This is a genomic window from Glutamicibacter sp. B1 (assembly GCF_039602135.1).
In the GTDB taxonomy this organism is placed as follows: domain Bacteria; phylum Actinomycetota; class Actinomycetes; order Actinomycetales; family Micrococcaceae; genus Glutamicibacter; species Glutamicibacter ectropisis.
Map to the genome: position 1 here is coordinate 2,316,939 of NZ_CP125942.1, position 16,672 is coordinate 2,333,610.

Genomic DNA, 16,672 nt, shown 5'->3' on the forward strand with positions numbered 1-16,672 from the left:
GCCAAAGAGAAAAACTCTTCGGCTGGCCCTCACGCTTTTAAGCACCCATCTAGGCACTCGGGAAAATGATGGTGACCATCGGCTGAATAAAGCCGTGGAACGCCTTAGAATCTTGCAAGAGAGAGGTACTGGCAACAATCGTCGACCGGCCCGTCAGCCACGCACGAGGCTCGTCTAAAGGCATGTCGATGAGTTGGATCTGCTGCTCTTGGGCTTGTGTATCGTGATCCACTCCGTGATCCAACAAAATTCTCTCTAACTCATCGAGGCGACGTGGAACATAGTCCACGCTCTTTTCAATGAACTCCTCGGCATGCTGCTGGGCGAACACGGTCGCTTGCCCATAGTGAGCCTTGGCCAATTTAGCCAGCGCCGGAAATCCTTCCAAATCCAGATGCTCATGCAAGGTTTGCTCCGGAGCAGTCTCAGCTTCGATCTCCCCCGAGGTCAACGCACCCCACCAAGCACTCCATTCCTGTTTGAATTGCCCGTGCGAAGTGTCAGCGCCGTTACGATTTTTAATCACCGAGGTGAGTCGACAGTTCGGCCCGGCTTCAGCGGGATCAACCCCGCCAAGCTCACGTAAGTACAGGGCCATCAACATCGTCTGATTGGTTTTTACCGCCAAAGACCAATTATTTCCACGACGAAAGTACATGCATACCACCTGACTTTTAGGCATACCCCCGCGGTCTTAGACTCAAAGGATACTCCCGTCCACGTGGTTAAAACAGACAAGGAGCTTGCCACCAAATCAATGGTGAAAAGCTCCTTGTCAGTGAACGCTGAATATACCGTGTGGCTTAGAAGCCTGGGTAGTTACGAGCGGTTTCACCCATGTACAGCTGACGTGGGCGACCGATCTTCAGTTCAGGATCCTTGATCATTTCGCGCCACTGTGCGATCCAGCCTGGCAGGCGTCCGATCGCGAACAGAACGGTGAACATCTTTTCAGGGAAGCCCATAGCGGTGTAGATCAGGCCGGTGTAGAAGTCTACGTTCGGGTAGAGCTTGCGTGAGATGAAGTACTCATCGTTCAGCGCGGTCTCTTCCAGCTTCATGGCGATGTCAAGCAGCTCGTTCTTGCCCTGCTTTGCCAGCAGGTCGTGAGCGGTCTTCTTGATGATCTTGGCGCGTGGATCGTAGTTCTTGTACACGCGGTGGCCGAAGCCCATCAGGCGTACGCCATCTTCCTTGTTCTTGACCTTCTGCATGAAGTCTTCTGGGGAGATACCAGAGGACTGGATCTCGCGCAGCATCTTCAGCACTGCTTCGTTGGCGCCACCGTGAGCTGGGCCGGACAGTGCGTGGATACCTGCAGAAACCGAAGCGAACATGTTTGCTTCCGAAGAACCAACCAGGCGCACGGTGGAGGTCGAGCAGTTCTGCTCGTGGTCTGCGTGCAGGATCAGCAACAGGTCAAGAGCCTTGACCACGTCTGGATCCAGCTCGTAAGGCTCAGCGGCGGTACCGAAGCACAGGCGCAGGAAGTTCTCGACCATGTTCATCGAGTTGTCCGGGTAGAGCAGAGCCTGGCCGATGGACTTCTTGTGGGAATAAGCAGCCAGTACTGGAAGCTTAGCCAACAGGCGCAAGGTCGAGCGCTCAACCTGTGCGTCATCCTTAGGATCCAGGGAATCCTGGTACCAGGTCGACAGTGCCGAAACAGCCGAGGAAAGCACTGGCATTGGGTGTGCGTCGCGTGGGAAGCCACCGAAGAAGCCCTTGAGCTCTTCGTGCAGCAGGGTGTGGCGGCGCAGCGAGTTGTCGAAATCTGCCAACTGTTGTGCGGTTGGCAGTTCGCCGTAGATGAGCAGGTAGGTTACCTCGATGAAGCTGGACTTCTCGGCCAGCTGTTCGATGGGGTAACCGCGGTAACGCAGGATGCCTGCATCTCCGTCGATGTAGGTGATCGCAGATTTGGTGGCCGCGGTGTTCATGAAGCCAGGATCGTAGGTCACGTTCCCAGTGGTCTTCAATAGTGGGGCTACACTGAATCCGTCGTTGCCTTCAGCAGCCGGAATTACCGGAAGCTCAAGATTGGATTCTCCAAAATGTAGCTGTGCAGATGTAGTATCTGTCATTGCTTCTCCTAACCGGAAAGCGTGTAGTTCCGAAAGGTCAGTCGTCACCGTAGAACATACCGCGATTTGACCCTATCCCGCTAATCAAGCTGTCATCTTCACCGATTGGCGGAAGAATTCAGCCGTTCAACGGCGGCCGCAATCCGTTCATCGGAAGCGGTCAATGCCACGCGGACGTGGCGTTCTCCTGCAGTTCCATAAAAAGCACCGGGTCCAGCGACGATTCCCAACTCGGCGAGGGCGCCGATGGTTTCGAAGCTTGGACGATCCTGCGTGCACCACAAGTACAGGCCGGCCACCGAATCTTCGATTCTCAGGCCAAAGTTTTCTAGGGCCGGACGCAAGGCTTCGCGTCGCGCCCGGTACAGCTCACGTTGTGTGGCTACATGCTCATCATCATTGAGCGCCACCACCATGGCGTGCTGAATGGGACCAGGCACAATCATTCCGGTGTGCTTGCGGCTGTTGATCAACGTGGGCATGAGGTTAGGCGCACCGGCAACAAAAGCGGCACGGTAACCGGCAAGATTCGACTGCTTAGACAGCGAATACAGCGCTAGTAAGTTATCGAGGTTGCCGCCATTGACCTGCGGGTCCAAAATGCTCGGCACGCGGCCTTCAGATTCTTCCCAGCCCAGTTCCGCATAGCACTCATCCGAGGCTACTACAGCACCAATTTCGCGAGCCTTCTCAACGATTTTTTGCAGCTGTTCAGCGCTGGCGACCTTGCCGGTGGGGTTACCTGGGGAGTTAACCCAGATGAGCTTTACCCGCGAAAGCTCTTCCGCGGAAAGTTCATCAAGGTCATCGGTGGCGATGGGTTTCGCACCGACGAGCTGTGCACCAATGTCATAGGTTGGGTACGCAATTTTTGGGCGCACCACGATGTCTTGGGCGCCGATGCCGAGGAATAGTGGCAACCAGGCCACCATTTCTTTGGAGCCTACGGTTGGCATGACATCGTTGACGCTCAAGCCGGTGACCTGGCGACGGCGTGCGAACCAGTCCACGATGGCCTGACGAACTTCTACGGTTCCGTGTGTGGTGGGGTAACCATGGGAGTTGGCGCCGTCGGTCAACGCGTCCTGAATGAGCTGTGGGGTGTCGTCAACCGGCGTGCCGATCGACAAGTCCACGACTCCCCCTGGGTGCTTCGCTGCTTGCTCACGGTATGGAGCTAGCTGGTTCCAGGGGTAATCGGGGAGCTCAAGCATAAAAGTAAAACCTAGCCTTGGTTCTGAGGTGGCAAGGCACTGATGAACGGGTGATCAGTACCGGTATTACCAATCTTAGCGGCGCCACCCGGGGAACCAAGTTCATCGAAAAAGTCGACGTTTGCTTTGTAATAGTCAGCCCACTCGTCTGGCACATCGTCTTCGTAGTAGATGGCTTCAACGGGGCAGACTGGTTCGCAAGCGCCGCAGTCTACGCATTCATCCGGGTGAATGTACAGCGAGCGTTCGCCTTCATAAATACAATCTACCGGGCACTCTTCGACGCACGCCTTGTCTTTCACGTCGACGCACGGCTGAGCGATGATGTAAGTCACGAGGGCCGAGACCTTTCCTTGCACTTGGTGGTTTCAACACGAGCCAGTCGGATTCCTGGATGCTCTTTGAATCCCTGACCAACTCAAACTACAGTCTAGTCCTGATATCAATACATCGATGCGCCCGAGAGCCAGCTGTGACGTAACCGACCATTCACATTTCAGCCTCTGAGGGTTTAGATGAATTCTTCTTACGAAAAGATGACGCGGATTAATGCTTAGTTTTGGTGATGTGACTCCCGGTGAACGGATTGTTGTTCGCTACCGCCTGACTATGGAAGCTAAAACATCGGGCGAACGCTTTAGCGATGCGTTAGGTGAACTGCAAGAAGTCACCGACAATTCAATTACCGTCCAGACCCGCTCTGAATTGCTCACCATCCCCCGCTCTTCAATCACGCACGCGAAAAAGGTTCCACCGGCCCCGGAACGACGCAGGGCGCGGGCGCCCAGAAACTAGCGTTCTGCACGGTCAACACTTGGTAAAACCCGCCGTTCGACGACATGTGATTTGATTCTGCCAATCACTCACGGATTTTCCCGTATGCTGTTTTTATGCCTTCTGACAAACTTGTCCAATCGCGAGCACGTGCACTCAGCTCTCCGCTGAGGCTTCGTATCCTGCGTTTGTGCCTCCATGAGTCGCGAACCAATAAGGAAATCGCGGACATACTTGATCTGAATCCAGCCACGTCCCTGCACCACGTACGGACCTTGGTGAACAATGGGTATCTGGCCCCCGAAGAGGCCCGACGTGGAAACCGCGGCGCAAAAGAGGTCCCGTACCGAAGCACCAAACAATCATGGGGCACGCGTATCCCTGATGCTGCACCGATGCTAGTTGATACTTTCCTACAGGAAATCGATGGTCTGGATCCTCAAGAAATTCAGATTATTCGGGTGGGCCTCAAACTGAGCGACGAATCGCGTCAAGAGATGATGTCCCGCCTACGCGCGGTCATTGAAGATTACGCAATGCGTGAGCCCGAAGAAGGCGGTATCGCTACTTCCCTGTTCATGGCCCACCACTTAGACATCACCGGCGTTCAGAGCGACGAGGGTTAGAGCCCTGTCCAAAGATCAAATTTCATAGCGTTAAACACTGAAGGTGCCCTACCCGCAAAGCGGATGGGGCACCTTCACTGTTTAGTTCTGGCGGTGTTGTTTGCGAATGACTCGCAGGGCCAACAGCAGGCCAATGATTGCAGGAACGATCATTCCGTACATCCACAGGGCCGAAGCTAATGCAGGGCCGGGTAGATATTGGTAGTACTGCATACCCAAGATCAGCTGGTCGTTGCCGACATAGGAAATAAGTCCCACGCAGACATAGCAGCCAATGAGTGCCAAGGCGCCAGACCACAGTTTCCCTGAGGACACTGCCGCCCAGTACACCAGTAAGCCGAGAAGTAGCCAAGCTACCCCTACTCCCCACACCAGCGGAATGTCGTTACCGACGTAGGTGATGGAGGCATGGATTGCAGTACCGAAAAGTCCTGCTACCACGGCAGCAACAACCCCGCGCCAGAGCGCAGAGAGGTTGCTACCGTGGGATTTACGCTGACTATTAGGAGCGAGCGCGTGCACGGGTTGCCTTGGCACGGTCGTTGGCGTTCAGCAGCACCTTACGGATACGAATAGCCTCTGGGGTAACCTCAACGCACTCGTCTTCGCGAGCGAATTCCAGCGACTCTTCCAGGGTCAGAGTCTGTGGTGGGGTCAGGTTCTCGAAGCTATCCGAGGAAGCTGCACGCATGTTGGTGAGCTTCTTTTCCTTGGTGATGTTCACGTCCATGTCGTCGGCGCGGGAGTTCTCGCCAACGATCATGCCCTCGTAAACCTCTTCGGTTGGCTTCACGAAGAAGCTCATGCGTTCCTGCAGGTTGATCATCGCGAATGGAGTGACAACACCGGCACGGTCAGCAACGATCGAACCGTTGATACGGTATTCGATCGGACCTGCCCATGGCTCGTAACCTTCGGCCAGCGAGGCAGCGATACCAGCGCCACGGGTTTCGGTCATGAAGCGGGTACGGAAACCGATCAGGCCACGTGCAGGAACCATGAATTCCATACGAACCCAGCCGGTGCCGTGGTTAGCCATATCGGTCATGCGACCCTTACGCGAAGCCATCAGCTGGGTGATAGCACCCAGGTACTCTTCTGGCACGTCAATGGTCATGCGTTCCATTGGCTCGTGAACCTTGCCGTCGATGACCTTGGTGACAACCTGTGGCTTACCAACGGTCAGCTCGAAGCCTTCACGACGCATCTGCTCAACGAGGATGGCCAGAGCCAATTCGCCACGACCCTGTACTTCCCAAGCGTCTGGACGCTCGGTAGGCAGGATGTTCAGCGATACGTTACCGATCAGTTCCTTGTCCAGGCGATCCTTCACCTGGCGTGCGGTGACCTTGGCACCCTTGACCTTGCCAGCTAGTGGCGAGGTGTTGATACCGATGGTCATGGAGATCGCAGGTGGATCAACGGTGATCAGTGGCAGTGGCTTTGGGTTCTCCAGATCGGTGAGGGTTTCACCAATCATGATGTCTTCGATACCTGCAACTGCGACGATCTCGCCTGGACCAGCTTCTTCAGCTGGAACACGCTGCAGACCCTTGGTAGCAAGAAGCTCGGTGATCTTCACCTGCTTCATGGTGCCGTCCTGGCGGGCCCAGTTAACCTGCTGGCCCTTACGCAGGGTGCCGTTGATCATACGCAGCAGAGCCAGACGGCCAAGGAATGGCGATGCGTCAAGGTTGGTGACGTGTGCCTGCAGAACTTCACCTTCGGTGTAGGTCGGAGCAGGAACGTGCTTGATGATGGTCTCGAACAGTGGTTCCAGATCTTCATTGTCTGGCAGGGTACCATCTGCTGGCTGGTTCATCGAAGCGTAACCGGCCTTGCCCGAAGCGAAGACAACAGGAACGTTCAAGATGGCGTCAAGATCCAGATCTGGTGCTTCATCAGCTAGGTCAGAAGCCAAGCCCAGCAGCAGATCCATGGAGTCGGAGATAACGCCGTCGATGCGGGAGTCCGGACGGTCGGTCTTGTTAACCACGATGATTACTGGCAGGTTGGCGCCCAGTGCCTTACGCAGCACGAAACGGGTCTGAGGCAGTGGGCCTTCAGATGCGTCAACCAGCAGAACCACACCGTCAACCATGGAAAGGCCGCGCTCGACCTCGCCACCGAAGTCAGCGTGACCCGGGGTGTCGATAACGTTGATGGTCATGTTCTTACCTTCAGCAGCTGGGCCGCTGTAGAACACGGTGGTGTTCTTAGCAAGGATGGTGATGCCCTTCTCGCGTTCCAGCTCGCCGGAGTCCATGACGCGATCTTCGGTTTCACCGTGGCTAGCGAATGCACCAGTCTGCTGGAGCATTGCGTTGACCAAGGTGGTCTTGCCGTGGTCAACGTGCGCAACGATGGCTACGTTGCGAAGTTCATCGCGACTAATGGTGTTAGCTGACATGCGTGAAGGCTCACTTCCGCTCGAGGTTTTTGGGTCTAAGAAGTCGGGGCCACAGTCGACCCAACAATCCAGTTTACGCTGTTCTTGCAAATACTCCGGTGATCTGTGTCAGAACATACAAGAATTTCAAGTAAAGTCGCGGAAAATCAGTGGTTGGATTGGGTGGAAATCCAATAGCGAAGGGTCTTGGAACCGTCGGCCGCCTCCAGAGACGGAAGTTGCGGATCTAGCACTCCCCCACACCGAAGAATGGTGGCAATGGACCCTGCGTTCATACTGTCACAGGTGAGCAGTGCACTGTCCACTCCCGCGTGTCCGACTTCGGCTAGGCCAAACTGGCACAGTGCCACCGCCATTCCACGGCGACGATGTTCAGGCAGGACTCCATAACCAATGTGCCCACCATTTTGCAGCAGGAAGTCGTTCAGTTCGTAGCGCACCGATACTCGACCCACAAGTTCACCATCGTCAAAGGCACCAAAGAGTGCCGAGCGCACCCATCCATCAGGAATATGCTCCCCTCGGCGCCCCGCGTTCATACGGTAGATGTAGTCTTCCCACGGTTCTGCCATCGACCACGTTGGCAAAAATTCGAAGTCATCAGCGAGCATACTCTGATGTGCGTCGATGGCCTGTTGTTCGTCTTGACTAGCTAGTTCACGAAACTCTAGGGATGGGTTGAGGCTCATGAAACTATTCTTGCATCACATGGCACTCGCAGGATCATCCCCATCTAATAGTCGATGTGTTGGCCCTGGACTTCGGCAAACCACCGTATCGTCCCGCCGTCGAGGCTGAATACTTTTCCGGCATGTCCTTGTTGCTCAGTCAAATATTGAGCTGCTTGTCGTGAACGTGCACCACTCTTGCAGACCATCACCATGGTTCCAGTCGTGGCAGGTATATTTTCGTGCCGGCCAGCTAACAATTCATTTAGTGGCACGTGAACGCTGTGGGGAATCGAGGCAATTTCCCTCTCCCATTGTTCCCGGACATCAACTACGAGTACGTCATGGTCCTGTTCCAGAGCCTTCAATTCTGCAACGCTCAGGGTTGAAAAACTTTCATCGATCGCGCAAGCAACTAACTGGTATTGCCCCAATTCAGTCACTTTTTCTCGTTGCGGGTCGGCACTAAATTCCAAGGACCGCACACTGGCATTCAACGCGTCGTACAACCAGAGTTTTCCGCTGAGCGTACTCCCGGCTCCAGTGATCAGCTTCAATGCTTCGGTAGCCATCATCGATCCGACCACGCCGCACAAGGCTCCGAAGACGCCTCCTTCGGCACAGCTTGGTACCGAATCGGCGTCCGGGATATCGGGGAAAATATCGCGCAACATCGGACCGGTGCGGGGGTCAAAGACTGAGACCTGGCCCGAGAATTGAAAGAGCGTGCCCCACACCAGTGGAGTGCCGGTAATTTCGGCGGCATCTGATGCCAGATACCTTGTGGCGAAGTTGTCACTACCATCAATAACCAGGTCATAAGATGCGAAAAGTTCTAGTGCGTTGTCTTCGCTCAACCGTTGGTTCAACTTCGTAACGTTGACCGTGGTGTTGTGTTCTTGGGCCAGTCTTTGAACCGAGTCCACTTTGGGCAAACCAACATCAGATTCGCGGTGCATGATCTGACGTTGCAGATTGGATAGTTCGACTGTGTCATCATCCAGAACCGCCAGCTCACCAACACCAGCAGCAATAAGGTAGCTGGCAATCGGGCTGCCGAGCCCACCGGCACCAATGATCAGGACTTTCGCGTTGATGATGCGCCGTTGTCCTATTTCACCCACCCCAGGCAGGGTCAGGTGACGTGAATAGCGGGCCAGTTGACTTGGAAGAATTCCCGTCGCAGGTTCACACAGCGGCAGGCGTGACATCAGAATTCACCGACCAAGGTTTGCATCATGCCCTCGGCCGGCGAGGAAGCGAGAGCCGTGTCCCTGCGTGGAATTCGACCAGCTAGTCGAGCAGCACGACCTGCACGAACCGCATCGCGCATGGCTGCTGCCATCAGCGGTGCGTTGTGTGCGCGAGTGACCGCACTGGCCAGCAATACCGCGTCACAGCCTAATTCCATGGCCAGCGCAGCGTCCGAGGCTGTGCCGACACCTGCATCCAAGATCACTGGGACCTGGGCACGGGCGACGATGGTGGAAATATTATGTGGATTCAAAATGCCTAGTCCTGAGCCAATCGGGGCGCCGGCAGGCATGATCGCAGCGACTCCGGCGTCTTGTAACCGTTGAGCCAGGGCTGGGTCATCGTTCGTGTAGGCGAAGACATTGAACCCGTCGGCTACCAGTTGTTCCGTGGCTGAATACAGTTCCAATGGATCTGGCAGGAGCGTGTGTTCATCGGCAATGACTTCAAGTTTGATCCAGTCAGTCTCCAACGCTTCACGCGCCAGCTGAGCAGTCAGTACGGCATCTCGAGCGGTGAAGCATCCTGCGGTGTTCGGCAAAGCAATAACGTTATTGCGTTGCAGAAGTTCGTAAACATTGCCTGCACCGGCTGCAGAAAAGTGTCGGATGGCCACGGTAGTTAGTTCTGTACCTGAAATGGTGAGCGCGCGCTCCAGGGTGCTTAACGAGGTGGCCCCACCGGTGCCCAGAATCAGTCGTGACGATAAGGTTCGCCCTGCGACAACGAAGGGATCGGTGTTCACGTCGAGTTCAGTGACTTCGTTATTTTCCATCCTTAGCCTCCTTGAGCTGCGGTAACAAGTTCTACGCTGTGCCCGTTTTCAAGCACTGTGGCGTTCCAGGCGCTACGTGGAATGACTCCACCATTCACGGCGGCAGCTACCCCGAGTTTGCTCCCATCGACAGCCTTGGACTCTGCATCGAGTTCCTTGCCGATTTGGGTGCTAACAAATTCTCGGAGGCTAGTTCCTGTCTGTACTTGAACTTGTTGTGAGTTGAAGGTGATGTTGATCGATGTCATTGGTGTTGCTCCATAGGCAGAGGTGAAGAAAGGGTTGAAAAACGTTGCGGATCAACGTCATTCAACATGGGGTTGGTTGTGATGTTTTCGGTGAGATCAGCGGTGAGGGCAGAACCCAAGGGGCTGAGTAAGACGCCGTGGCGCGAGTACCCAGTTGAAAGCACCACGTTTGGGTTTATTCGACCGATCAGTGGGCGGTCATCTGCCGTGGCTGGACGTGCTCTGGCAATGACTTCATTCAGCGAGCAGTCACTAATACCAGGCACGAGCCTTCGGGCATTGTCGAGCAAGTTGTACATTGCGCCGACATTGACTTCTGGGTTGTGGTCTTCTCGCACACTGGCACCAAGCACCAAGCTCCGGTCCTTACGTGGGACGAGGTACACGTGTTGGCGATGAACGATGCCACGAACGATGCGGTTTAGTAGTGCGGGGCCGGCTGGCGCTTGGATTCTCAGAATATCTCCGTACACAGGACGTAGCGGAAGCTTCTCCACTCCCCCGACAGCCCCCAAGGCTGTCGCGATAATAGTTTGATCGGCAGCGTGTATTTGTCCAGAACTCGTGCGCACGGCGCTAGTGTTTGGGTGGTCGGTGAGTACTTCTTCGACACGTTCGTAGACGAGATTTTCTTGGAAGTATTCAAGCAGGATACGCACTACAGAGCGTGGATCGATTTGGTGATCATCCGGGCAGAGCACAGCTCCGGCAATATTGCTGGCTAGCGCCGGCTCTAATGATCTGGCTTGGCTCGGGAGCAATTTTTCGGTAGCTAGACCTAGCGAATTCTGCAGTTCAATCAGTTCGTGGAGCGCTTCGCGATCAGCAGCTTCTGCAGCAACAACAAGAGTTGAAGATCGCAAGTAATCCGGTCGGTGACCAGTGGTTGACGCAATGCGTTCAACGAATTGCGGGTACAACGAATTCGATGTCGCTAGTAGCTGATGTAGTGGCCCTTGGCCCCAGACTGTCTCTGCAGCCGGTGCCAGCATTCCTGCTGCCGCGTGACTGGCACCTTGGCCTGGAGCTGGGTCAATGATGGTGAGCGTATGTCCACGCGAGCTGAGCTCAAACGCGATAGCTAGACCGATGATTCCGGCACCAACAATATTCACATGCACTGGGGCACGCTTCCTTCCTACGGCGGCATGACCCGCATCAGGTGTAGCGGTCGGCTCAGTGCCCTCTCAGCCTGGTCGGTTCAGGCTCCCGCGGAGTAATTGCGATTATAAGCATGATGCATCACATAAAAGCCAACTGCAGTTGACTTAGTCTCGTCATCTTCTGTGATGTACTTGCTGGCATGGAGCATCAGAGCTTTCCCGCATACTTGCCTACAGGTTCTCAACTTTTCCGCGAAGTTGTAGGTCTTGAACAGCAGCTGCTGGACATTTCGGTACGCAGCAACGAGAAGCTTCTCCTTGCTCTCTTACATGAAAATTTTCGGGAGATTGGTGCCAGCGGCAATACTTACACCAGAGACCAAGTCATTGAATTGCTCGCCCGTGAGGAATCCGCTACTGAGAAGTTGCACGTTATTGATCCAGCAGTGATCCAATTAGCAACGGACCTAGTCCAAGTGCGTTGGAGAACTGGCGGGCCGCGTCCTGCCTTGCGCAGTTCATTGTGGATACGCAATCAAGATCGATGGAGAATGCTTTTCCATCAAGGCACGCTGACAATCCCCAATCAGGCTAAGCCGAAGCAACGCGAGACGACGACTGCTCACGATCTTGTTCAAGAATGTACAGTCAGAAAATTGCGAATCTCAGATGCGCAAGAAGTATATGAGGCGTTCATTTCTCATCCAGATATGAGACGTCAAGGCGATGCAGATACCCCCGAAAAGGCACAATCTTATGTGGCTACTCTGGTCAACAATGAAAAGACCCAGTACCCACTGGCCATCACCATCAATGACAGATTAGTGGGATTAGTCTGTGCAACCTTAGACTCGTCAAACTCCAATGCCTGGCTCTGGTACTGGATGCACCATGAGTACCGAGGTCGTTCCCTTACCACCAGAGCCATGGCCACCATGGTCAACTATCTCTTTGAAGTGCGTGACTATTACCGATTGGAACTGGGTCTACGTGCAAATAACCCTGGTTCACGGCATGTGGCCGAAAACAATGGTTTTCTACGCGAGGGAATTGAACGTGGCAAGTTCCTAGTGGACGGCACGAGAGTCGATGTTTACGCCTACGCCCGCCTAAGAACCGATCCACAGAGCCAAACAATCCCTTTGCCCTTACGGCGAGAAGAATTCTGAGCCCAAATGGAGAAACGTCGCGGAATCCTGAAAGGATTCCGCGACGTTTCCTATGTCCCTAAGGTTCTGTTCGAAATGGTTAGATACCTGATGACGTCGGCGGAGCTGGAGGTGCCGAATCCGGACCGTCCGAGCCCAGCTTGTCGGTATCGATCTTGTTCAGTGCGCGTGCTGCTGCGTCGCGACCACCAAGACCGAAGGCAAGTGCAGCAGCCAGGGCCGCACCAATAACGATTGCACCGAAGGCCATATTGATAATGGAGTCGGCGATTCCCATGTACTTCAAGCCCATTGCCACGAATAGCGCAATGGCCGTGTAGCGGATGATCTTCGAAGCAGTGGTGTCACCCATGAACTTGCCGATCACATTGGCAACGACGAAGCCAGCAGCGATGATTGCTGCACCAAAGAGGATCTTGCCACCCAGCGCCAAAATCTCATTGAGGATATTGGTGATTGCAGGGAAGTTCAGCATCTGAGCTGCCATCACACCAAAGAACAGGACGATCGCAATCTTCACGATGCCGGCAATGATGCCTGATGCGCTCTTACCTTCTGGAACAACGCCCCAGCTAGCAACAACACGATCAGTTCCAACTCCGTGCAAGGTGGATTCTAGTAGCTGTCCAACAAACTTGGCGATAAGGAAACCAACTGCCAACAAGACCAGAGCCATGATGACCTGTGGGATGGCCGTGAAGACCAACTGCAGCATCTGCTCGGCAGGCTGTGAAATGGCAGCGATGCCCAAGACCTGTAGCGCAGAAATTGCGACCACAAGCAGGATCAGAGCAAAAACAATGTTTGCGATGATGTCTACGATCTTCGCCTGGGTTTCGCGAGACTGCACTTCATCTACTGGTTCGTCCCCTGGTGTCAGCTTGCGCACCAGAGCGCTAAAGTCGACAGTGCTCAAACCCGTAGTCAGCAACTGACGAACAATGTTGGCGATGACGTAGCCAATGAAGAAGATAAAGCCTGCGCCGATGAGGTTCGGAATGAACGACATGACGCCGCCGAGTAGACCCTGAACCGGCGAAAGAACTTCTGAAAGCGCAAAAACTTGAAGGATAGCAACGAGGCCAAAGAGCCAAACTATCAGCCCGGCAACCTTGCCCAGAGACTCACCAATTTGAGCTCCGTCATTTCCCTGTTTCTGCAGGAACTTCACTCTGGTCACTAGTTTGGCTGCAGCCCAACGAACGATGCGCGCTACAAGCCACGTAATGATGAGAATGACTAGCGCAATAGCCACTTTTTGTAGCATTGACGCCCAGTCGATGTTGCCTAACACGTTCTCAGTTTGCATGTCTGCTCCTTCAACGTAGGGACAACTCGACCCTACGATGAAGGAACGGCACTGACTAGGGCAAAGAGTTGGTTTGCCGGGCTGATTCATTGGAGATAAACAGCTCCAACTACGAAAACCGTTGCTCTGAGTTAGCTATTCAACGAAAACCAAAGAAAGCGCGCATAAACACTACTGAATCGCAAAATATCTTGAAAGTTCGCAAGCCGTCAATTCCGTTAATTCCCTTGGAATGACTTGTAGTTTCCACATTTCAACGCTACTCAAAGTGCTCAAGACGAAGTTGTAACTCTTTATTCAACTACTTCACTGACAACCGATGCGCCAAGCTCAACCGTGCGTGAAACCGTGCAGTATTTATCGTGTGAAAGCTTCACAATCCGCTCGACCATACTGGCGGCCTTGCGTCCTTCTTCAGTATCAGGGAACTTCAAATCAAACCCGAGGTGAATGTCATCCATGCGGCTGGCGCCATCCTCCGAAAGTTTGTATCCGCTTGCGCGTACATCAAATTTCTCAGGTTCGCTGCGACGTGTGGTCGCGACATCAACATCAATAGAAGAGCAACCTGCAATGGCAGCAAGCAATAGCTCCACTGGCGTCAACAATCCCTCGCCCTGACCAAATTCGATGCTGGCCCCAGTTGCGAGACTAGTGGCTGTGTACTTACGTGATTCAGTGCGCTGAACACTAACTTCGCGAATTTCTCGGCTATTTTCACTCATGAAACTATCGTGCCACGTTACGCGCCGATGAGTAGCGATGGCGCATTACAAGCCGTCGAGAAGAATCTTCAAGAGTGTTTGGATCCTTGAAGAATCCGCAAGTTTGGAAAAATTCAATGGCAAGTAAACTTTGAGCATCCAACTGAACACTAATCTCCGGGTTGCGCTCCGTGATGTGGTTGAGCAGCTCTCTGCCAACGCCCCGATGACGAGCCTCATGTCGCACCCAAAGGATTCTGATTTCCGAATTGTCCCAAGCGGTAAACCCCAAGATCCGCTTGTCTTGCTCAGCAATTCGCACTTGCAAAGATTGTGAGTACACTGCTTCCAGAGCTGTGGCCACAGCGTCCAAGTCAGCGGCAGACAAGAAGTCCAATCCACCCTCAACTGAGCTTCGCCAAACATCTAATAGGTCTGGAACTTCTTCAATGCTGGTCCACTCACGAAGAACAACTCGATCTTCCATATGCTGTTTCCTGCTTTCCAACAACCATCGTCTGCCTTCGATGGATTACTAACCTGAAGATAGAGTTTACCCAACAACGATTTTCAGGATTCCACGGGAAATCCAAATGTGGAGAGCGCTGTGCCAGCTAGCTAGTTTCGCTCCCGCAAACGGCTAACTCTTTGGCCCAAGCACGGAGTTCACGCTCGACGATTTCTTGCTGTTCAATGTGTACGTTGTGACCAGCGTCGTCAATAACCTTGAGATTTAGGTTTGGATAGCGTGATTGAAGCTGCTCTGGATCCTTGAAGCCGGTGACATGATCATTTCGACCACAAACCACTGTTACTGGAAACATCAATTGTTCTTTTCGATGCACCGGCAACGGTTCCAGAAAATAGCGCTTGGATAATTTAGCCATCGCCCTCAGATTTGCAGATAAGAGACCGGGCAAAACCCACCGGGAAAATTCTTCCCAGGCCCACCGCGATTGAATCACGGAAACATCAGTGAAAAGTTCGCGCTCTCGCTTACTCAACGAATTCAACAATTCTTGATCTCTGACTGATACTGATTGTCTAGGTAATGTCCGTTGCTCACCTACGGCGTACACTACCGGAGCAATAAGGAACATCCCTCGGACTGCCGGGGCGAATCTGTCAGCCATTTCTTGGCACAACAGCCCTCCCATCGAATTGCCCAATAACGCGAATGGTCGCTCACCGACGATGGAGGGGATTTCGTTCTCCAGCCAATCAGCTATCTCGGGCAGCCCGCCAGCGTTCGAAAGCGGTTCTCGATCCCCGAACCCAGGTAAGTCGATGTAATGCCTTTCAAAGACGTCCTTTTCGCCAAGCGCTGTGTCTAACGGCAGCAGAATTCGGTGATCAACGCCGTTGCCGTGAATCATCAAGAGTGGCAAGCCGCTTCCACGGGTCAGGTTCATTTGTGGTGCTCAATTCCGTCTTCAAAAATAGTGGGAGCAAGGATTCTATTTCGCTCCGTGCATACGCTCATCGGCTGGTCAAACTTGAAAATGTGAATAAGCACAGCAGATTTCGACCACGACTCTGCTGCATTTTGGGTCCTAGATATCTCCTGCGAGTGCAGGCAAGATGCAAAATTCATTGCCTGAGGGATCCAAAAACACGCGCCAAGGAACTGTGCCCCATTCATGTTTTAGTTCGATTCCGCCGTGTTCTTGTATGAGATTCAGTATCTGATTGATGTCATCTCCGGCTTCCAGCCGAAGATCAAGATGGACTGATGATTTCGCTGCCGATTTGGGAGTTGTTTCGTGAACCAGCATGATCGCTGGGCCAATACCACTAGGATGCGTAATAACTGTTGGCACGGAATTCGATCTGTGAAAACCAGTTAGTATGGCCCAAAATTTCGCGTCGCGTTCCGGTTCCGCGCTGTGTACTTCCACAGCAGCCAGCCATGTTGTTCTTGGCGTTTGGGCTGGGTCACTGGATGTGAAGTATCCTCTGCCGGCAATGTCCACAAGCTCTTCTCGGGCCAGCTTCACACCTTCGACTTCTAGTGCGACACTTTTGTCAGCCGCATCCAGTACTGGAAAGACGCGTTGCGCATGCGGTTCGGGATTACCGACCAACGGAAAACAAAGATCTAAATACCGCTCCGGGGAGAACCGCAGTCTGGTTTCAAATCCGCCTTCGTTGTCAGTGAGGGTTTCAGAACTTAATAACTTTTCCCAATATTTGCCGTGCTCGTGTGGCATTTTGGCATCAAAGACCAGATTCTCCCAGAACATCTATCCTCGTTCTCGTTGTTCATCGTCAGCACTCGCTCTTCAAGTGAAGTAAGAACCCACCACAACCCCTAATGACGTGGTGGGTTCTTCG

Annotated in this window: 19 protein-coding genes and 1 riboswitch; of the genes, 3 read left to right on the top strand and 16 right to left on the bottom strand. The window is 53.6% G+C overall.

The features are described 5' to 3' along the window. Positions 1 to 49 precede the first annotated feature (49 nt). The 4 genes from QMQ05_RS10735 to fdxA all read right to left on the bottom strand — a co-directional run bounded on the left by QMQ05_RS10735 (position 50) and on the right by fdxA (position 3,633). Positions 50 to 628 carry a hypothetical protein gene (locus tag QMQ05_RS10735; protein ID WP_345469913.1) on the bottom strand — a complete coding sequence of 193 codons (579 nt, stop codon included), beginning with the start codon at positions 626 to 628 and terminating at the stop codon, positions 50 to 52. A 175-nt stretch (positions 629 to 803) separates the two neighbouring features. Further along, positions 804 to 2,084, bottom strand: a complete 1,281-nt coding sequence (locus QMQ05_RS10740; RefSeq protein ID WP_345469915.1) for a citrate synthase — start codon at positions 2,082 to 2,084, stop codon at positions 804 to 806. 98 nt (positions 2,085 to 2,182) lie between these two features. Further along, the gene (dapC, locus tag QMQ05_RS10745) at positions 2,183 to 3,298 is read right to left on the bottom strand and encodes a succinyldiaminopimelate transaminase (RefSeq protein ID WP_345469917.1); all 1,116 of its coding nucleotides are present in this window, start codon (positions 3,296 to 3,298) and stop codon (positions 2,183 to 2,185) included. 11 nt (positions 3,299 to 3,309) lie between these two features. Further along, the gene (fdxA, locus tag QMQ05_RS10750) at positions 3,310 to 3,633 is read right to left on the bottom strand and encodes a ferredoxin (RefSeq protein ID WP_028268312.1); all 324 of its coding nucleotides are present in this window, start codon (positions 3,631 to 3,633) and stop codon (positions 3,310 to 3,312) included. 214 nt (positions 3,634 to 3,847) lie between these two features. Here fdxA and QMQ05_RS10755 point away from each other — a divergent pair, with 214 nt between their 5' ends. Both QMQ05_RS10755 and QMQ05_RS10760 read left to right on the top strand, forming a co-directional pair. Next, the gene (locus QMQ05_RS10755; RefSeq protein WP_345469923.1) at positions 3,848 to 4,093 is read left to right on the top strand and encodes a putative acetyltransferase; all 246 of its coding nucleotides are present in this window, start codon (positions 3,848 to 3,850) and stop codon (positions 4,091 to 4,093) included. A 95-nt stretch (positions 4,094 to 4,188) separates the two neighbouring features. Then, positions 4,189 to 4,698: a helix-turn-helix domain-containing protein gene (locus QMQ05_RS10760; RefSeq protein WP_345469925.1), complete on the top strand. Its 510-nt coding sequence runs from the start codon at positions 4,189 to 4,191 to the stop codon at positions 4,696 to 4,698. An 81-nt stretch (positions 4,699 to 4,779) separates the two neighbouring features. On the opposite strand, the gene QMQ05_RS10765 is transcribed toward QMQ05_RS10760, so the two are convergent. From QMQ05_RS10765 to thiO, 7 genes are all read right to left on the bottom strand, one after another. Then, entirely contained in the window at positions 4,780 to 5,220 is a 441-nt protein-coding gene (locus tag QMQ05_RS10765; protein WP_345469927.1) for a hypothetical protein, read from the bottom strand. Beyond that, on the bottom strand, positions 5,201 to 7,108 hold the full coding sequence (gene typA / locus QMQ05_RS10770) for a translational GTPase TypA (protein ID WP_058254767.1): 1,908 nt from the start codon (positions 7,106 to 7,108) through the stop codon (positions 5,201 to 5,203). Before typA ends, QMQ05_RS10765 begins: the two co-directional genes overlap by 20 nt. A 146-nt stretch (positions 7,109 to 7,254) precedes the next feature. Then, on the bottom strand, positions 7,255 to 7,797 hold the full coding sequence (locus QMQ05_RS10775; protein WP_345469930.1) for a GNAT family N-acetyltransferase: 543 nt from the start codon (positions 7,795 to 7,797) through the stop codon (positions 7,255 to 7,257). A 44-nt stretch (positions 7,798 to 7,841) separates the two neighbouring features. After that, complete coding sequence (locus QMQ05_RS10780; RefSeq protein WP_345469932.1) at positions 7,842 to 8,987, bottom strand: ThiF family adenylyltransferase; 1,146 nt, start codon at positions 8,985 to 8,987, stop codon at positions 7,842 to 7,844. Beyond that, the gene (locus QMQ05_RS10785; RefSeq protein ID WP_345469934.1) at positions 8,987 to 9,805 is read right to left on the bottom strand and encodes a thiazole synthase; all 819 of its coding nucleotides are present in this window, start codon (positions 9,803 to 9,805) and stop codon (positions 8,987 to 8,989) included. The genes QMQ05_RS10780 and QMQ05_RS10785 overlap by 1 nt, the downstream gene beginning before the upstream one ends. 2 nt (positions 9,806 to 9,807) lie before the next feature. Beyond that, positions 9,808 to 10,053 (bottom strand): sulfur carrier protein ThiS, encoded by a 246-nt coding sequence (gene thiS / locus QMQ05_RS10790; protein WP_345469936.1) that lies wholly within the window; start codon positions 10,051 to 10,053, stop codon positions 9,808 to 9,810. After that, a complete protein-coding gene (gene thiO / locus QMQ05_RS10795) occupies positions 10,050 to 11,174 on the bottom strand; it encodes a glycine oxidase ThiO (RefSeq protein ID WP_345469938.1) in 1,125 nt (374 codons plus the stop codon). Before thiO ends, thiS begins: the two co-directional genes overlap by 4 nt. Then, positions 11,172 to 11,276: riboswitch (TPP riboswitch) on the bottom strand. It overlaps the preceding gene by 3 nt. A gap of 80 nt (positions 11,277 to 11,356) precedes the next feature. Between thiO and QMQ05_RS10800 the strand changes: the two genes are divergently transcribed. Further along, the gene (locus QMQ05_RS10800) at positions 11,357 to 12,325 is read left to right on the top strand and encodes a GNAT family N-acetyltransferase (protein ID WP_345469940.1); all 969 of its coding nucleotides are present in this window, start codon (positions 11,357 to 11,359) and stop codon (positions 12,323 to 12,325) included. Positions 12,326 to 12,404: 79 nt separating this feature from the next. Here QMQ05_RS10800 and QMQ05_RS10805 read toward each other — a convergent pair whose 3' ends face one another. The 5 genes from QMQ05_RS10805 to QMQ05_RS10825 all read right to left on the bottom strand — a co-directional run bounded on the left by QMQ05_RS10805 (position 12,405) and on the right by QMQ05_RS10825 (position 16,581). Beyond that, positions 12,405 to 13,634, bottom strand: a complete 1,230-nt coding sequence (locus QMQ05_RS10805; RefSeq protein ID WP_345469942.1) for a mechanosensitive ion channel — start codon at positions 13,632 to 13,634, stop codon at positions 12,405 to 12,407. Between the two features lie 293 nt (positions 13,635 to 13,927). Further along, positions 13,928 to 14,359 carry an OsmC family protein gene (locus QMQ05_RS10810; RefSeq protein ID WP_345469944.1) on the bottom strand — a complete coding sequence of 144 codons (432 nt, stop codon included), beginning with the start codon at positions 14,357 to 14,359 and terminating at the stop codon, positions 13,928 to 13,930. Between the two features lie 4 nt (positions 14,360 to 14,363). Continuing rightward, the gene (locus QMQ05_RS10815) at positions 14,364 to 14,825 is read right to left on the bottom strand and encodes a GNAT family N-acetyltransferase (RefSeq protein WP_345469946.1); all 462 of its coding nucleotides are present in this window, start codon (positions 14,823 to 14,825) and stop codon (positions 14,364 to 14,366) included. Between the two features lie 127 nt (positions 14,826 to 14,952). Then, on the bottom strand, positions 14,953 to 15,750 hold the full coding sequence (locus tag QMQ05_RS10820) for an alpha/beta fold hydrolase (protein ID WP_345469949.1): 798 nt from the start codon (positions 15,748 to 15,750) through the stop codon (positions 14,953 to 14,955). A gap of 141 nt (positions 15,751 to 15,891) precedes the next feature. Then, a complete protein-coding gene (locus QMQ05_RS10825) occupies positions 15,892 to 16,581 on the bottom strand; it encodes a VOC family protein (RefSeq protein ID WP_345469951.1) in 690 nt (229 codons plus the stop codon). Positions 16,582 to 16,672 lie beyond the last annotated feature (91 nt).

Bases quoted from the DNA above. Each gene is read 5' to 3' on its own strand.
- QMQ05_RS10740 (WP_345469915.1), bottom strand. From the start codon at position 2,084: ATGACAGATACTACATCTGCACAGCTACATTTTGGAGAATCCAATCTT.
- dapC (WP_345469917.1), bottom strand. From the start codon at position 3,298: ATGCTTGAGCTCCCCGATTACCCCTGGAACCAGCTAGCTCCATACCGT.
- QMQ05_RS10755 (WP_345469923.1), top strand. From the start codon at position 3,848: ATGCTTAGTTTTGGTGATGTGACTCCCGGTGAACGGATTGTTGTTCGC.
- QMQ05_RS10760 (WP_345469925.1), top strand. From the start codon at position 4,189: ATGCCTTCTGACAAACTTGTCCAATCGCGAGCACGTGCACTCAGCTCT.
- typA (WP_058254767.1), bottom strand. From the start codon at position 7,108: ATGTCAGCTAACACCATTAGTCGCGATGAACTTCGCAACGTAGCCATC.
- QMQ05_RS10775 (WP_345469930.1), bottom strand. From the start codon at position 7,797: ATGAGCCTCAACCCATCCCTAGAGTTTCGTGAACTAGCTAGTCAAGAC.
- QMQ05_RS10780 (WP_345469932.1), bottom strand. From the start codon at position 8,987: ATGTCACGCCTGCCGCTGTGTGAACCTGCGACGGGAATTCTTCCAAGT.
- QMQ05_RS10785 (WP_345469934.1), bottom strand. From the start codon at position 9,805: ATGGAAAATAACGAAGTCACTGAACTCGACGTGAACACCGATCCCTTC.
- thiS (WP_345469936.1), bottom strand. From the start codon at position 10,053: ATGACATCGATCAACATCACCTTCAACTCACAACAAGTTCAAGTACAG.
- QMQ05_RS10800 (WP_345469940.1), top strand. From the start codon at position 11,357: ATGGAGCATCAGAGCTTTCCCGCATACTTGCCTACAGGTTCTCAACTT.
- QMQ05_RS10805 (WP_345469942.1), bottom strand. From the start codon at position 13,634: ATGCAAACTGAGAACGTGTTAGGCAACATCGACTGGGCGTCAATGCTA.
- QMQ05_RS10810 (WP_345469944.1), bottom strand. From the start codon at position 14,359: ATGAGTGAAAATAGCCGAGAAATTCGCGAAGTTAGTGTTCAGCGCACT.
- QMQ05_RS10815 (WP_345469946.1), bottom strand. From the start codon at position 14,825: ATGGAAGATCGAGTTGTTCTTCGTGAGTGGACCAGCATTGAAGAAGTT.
- QMQ05_RS10820 (WP_345469949.1), bottom strand. From the start codon at position 15,750: ATGAACCTGACCCGTGGAAGCGGCTTGCCACTCTTGATGATTCACGGC.
- QMQ05_RS10825 (WP_345469951.1), bottom strand. From the start codon at position 16,581: ATGTTCTGGGAGAATCTGGTCTTTGATGCCAAAATGCCACACGAGCAC.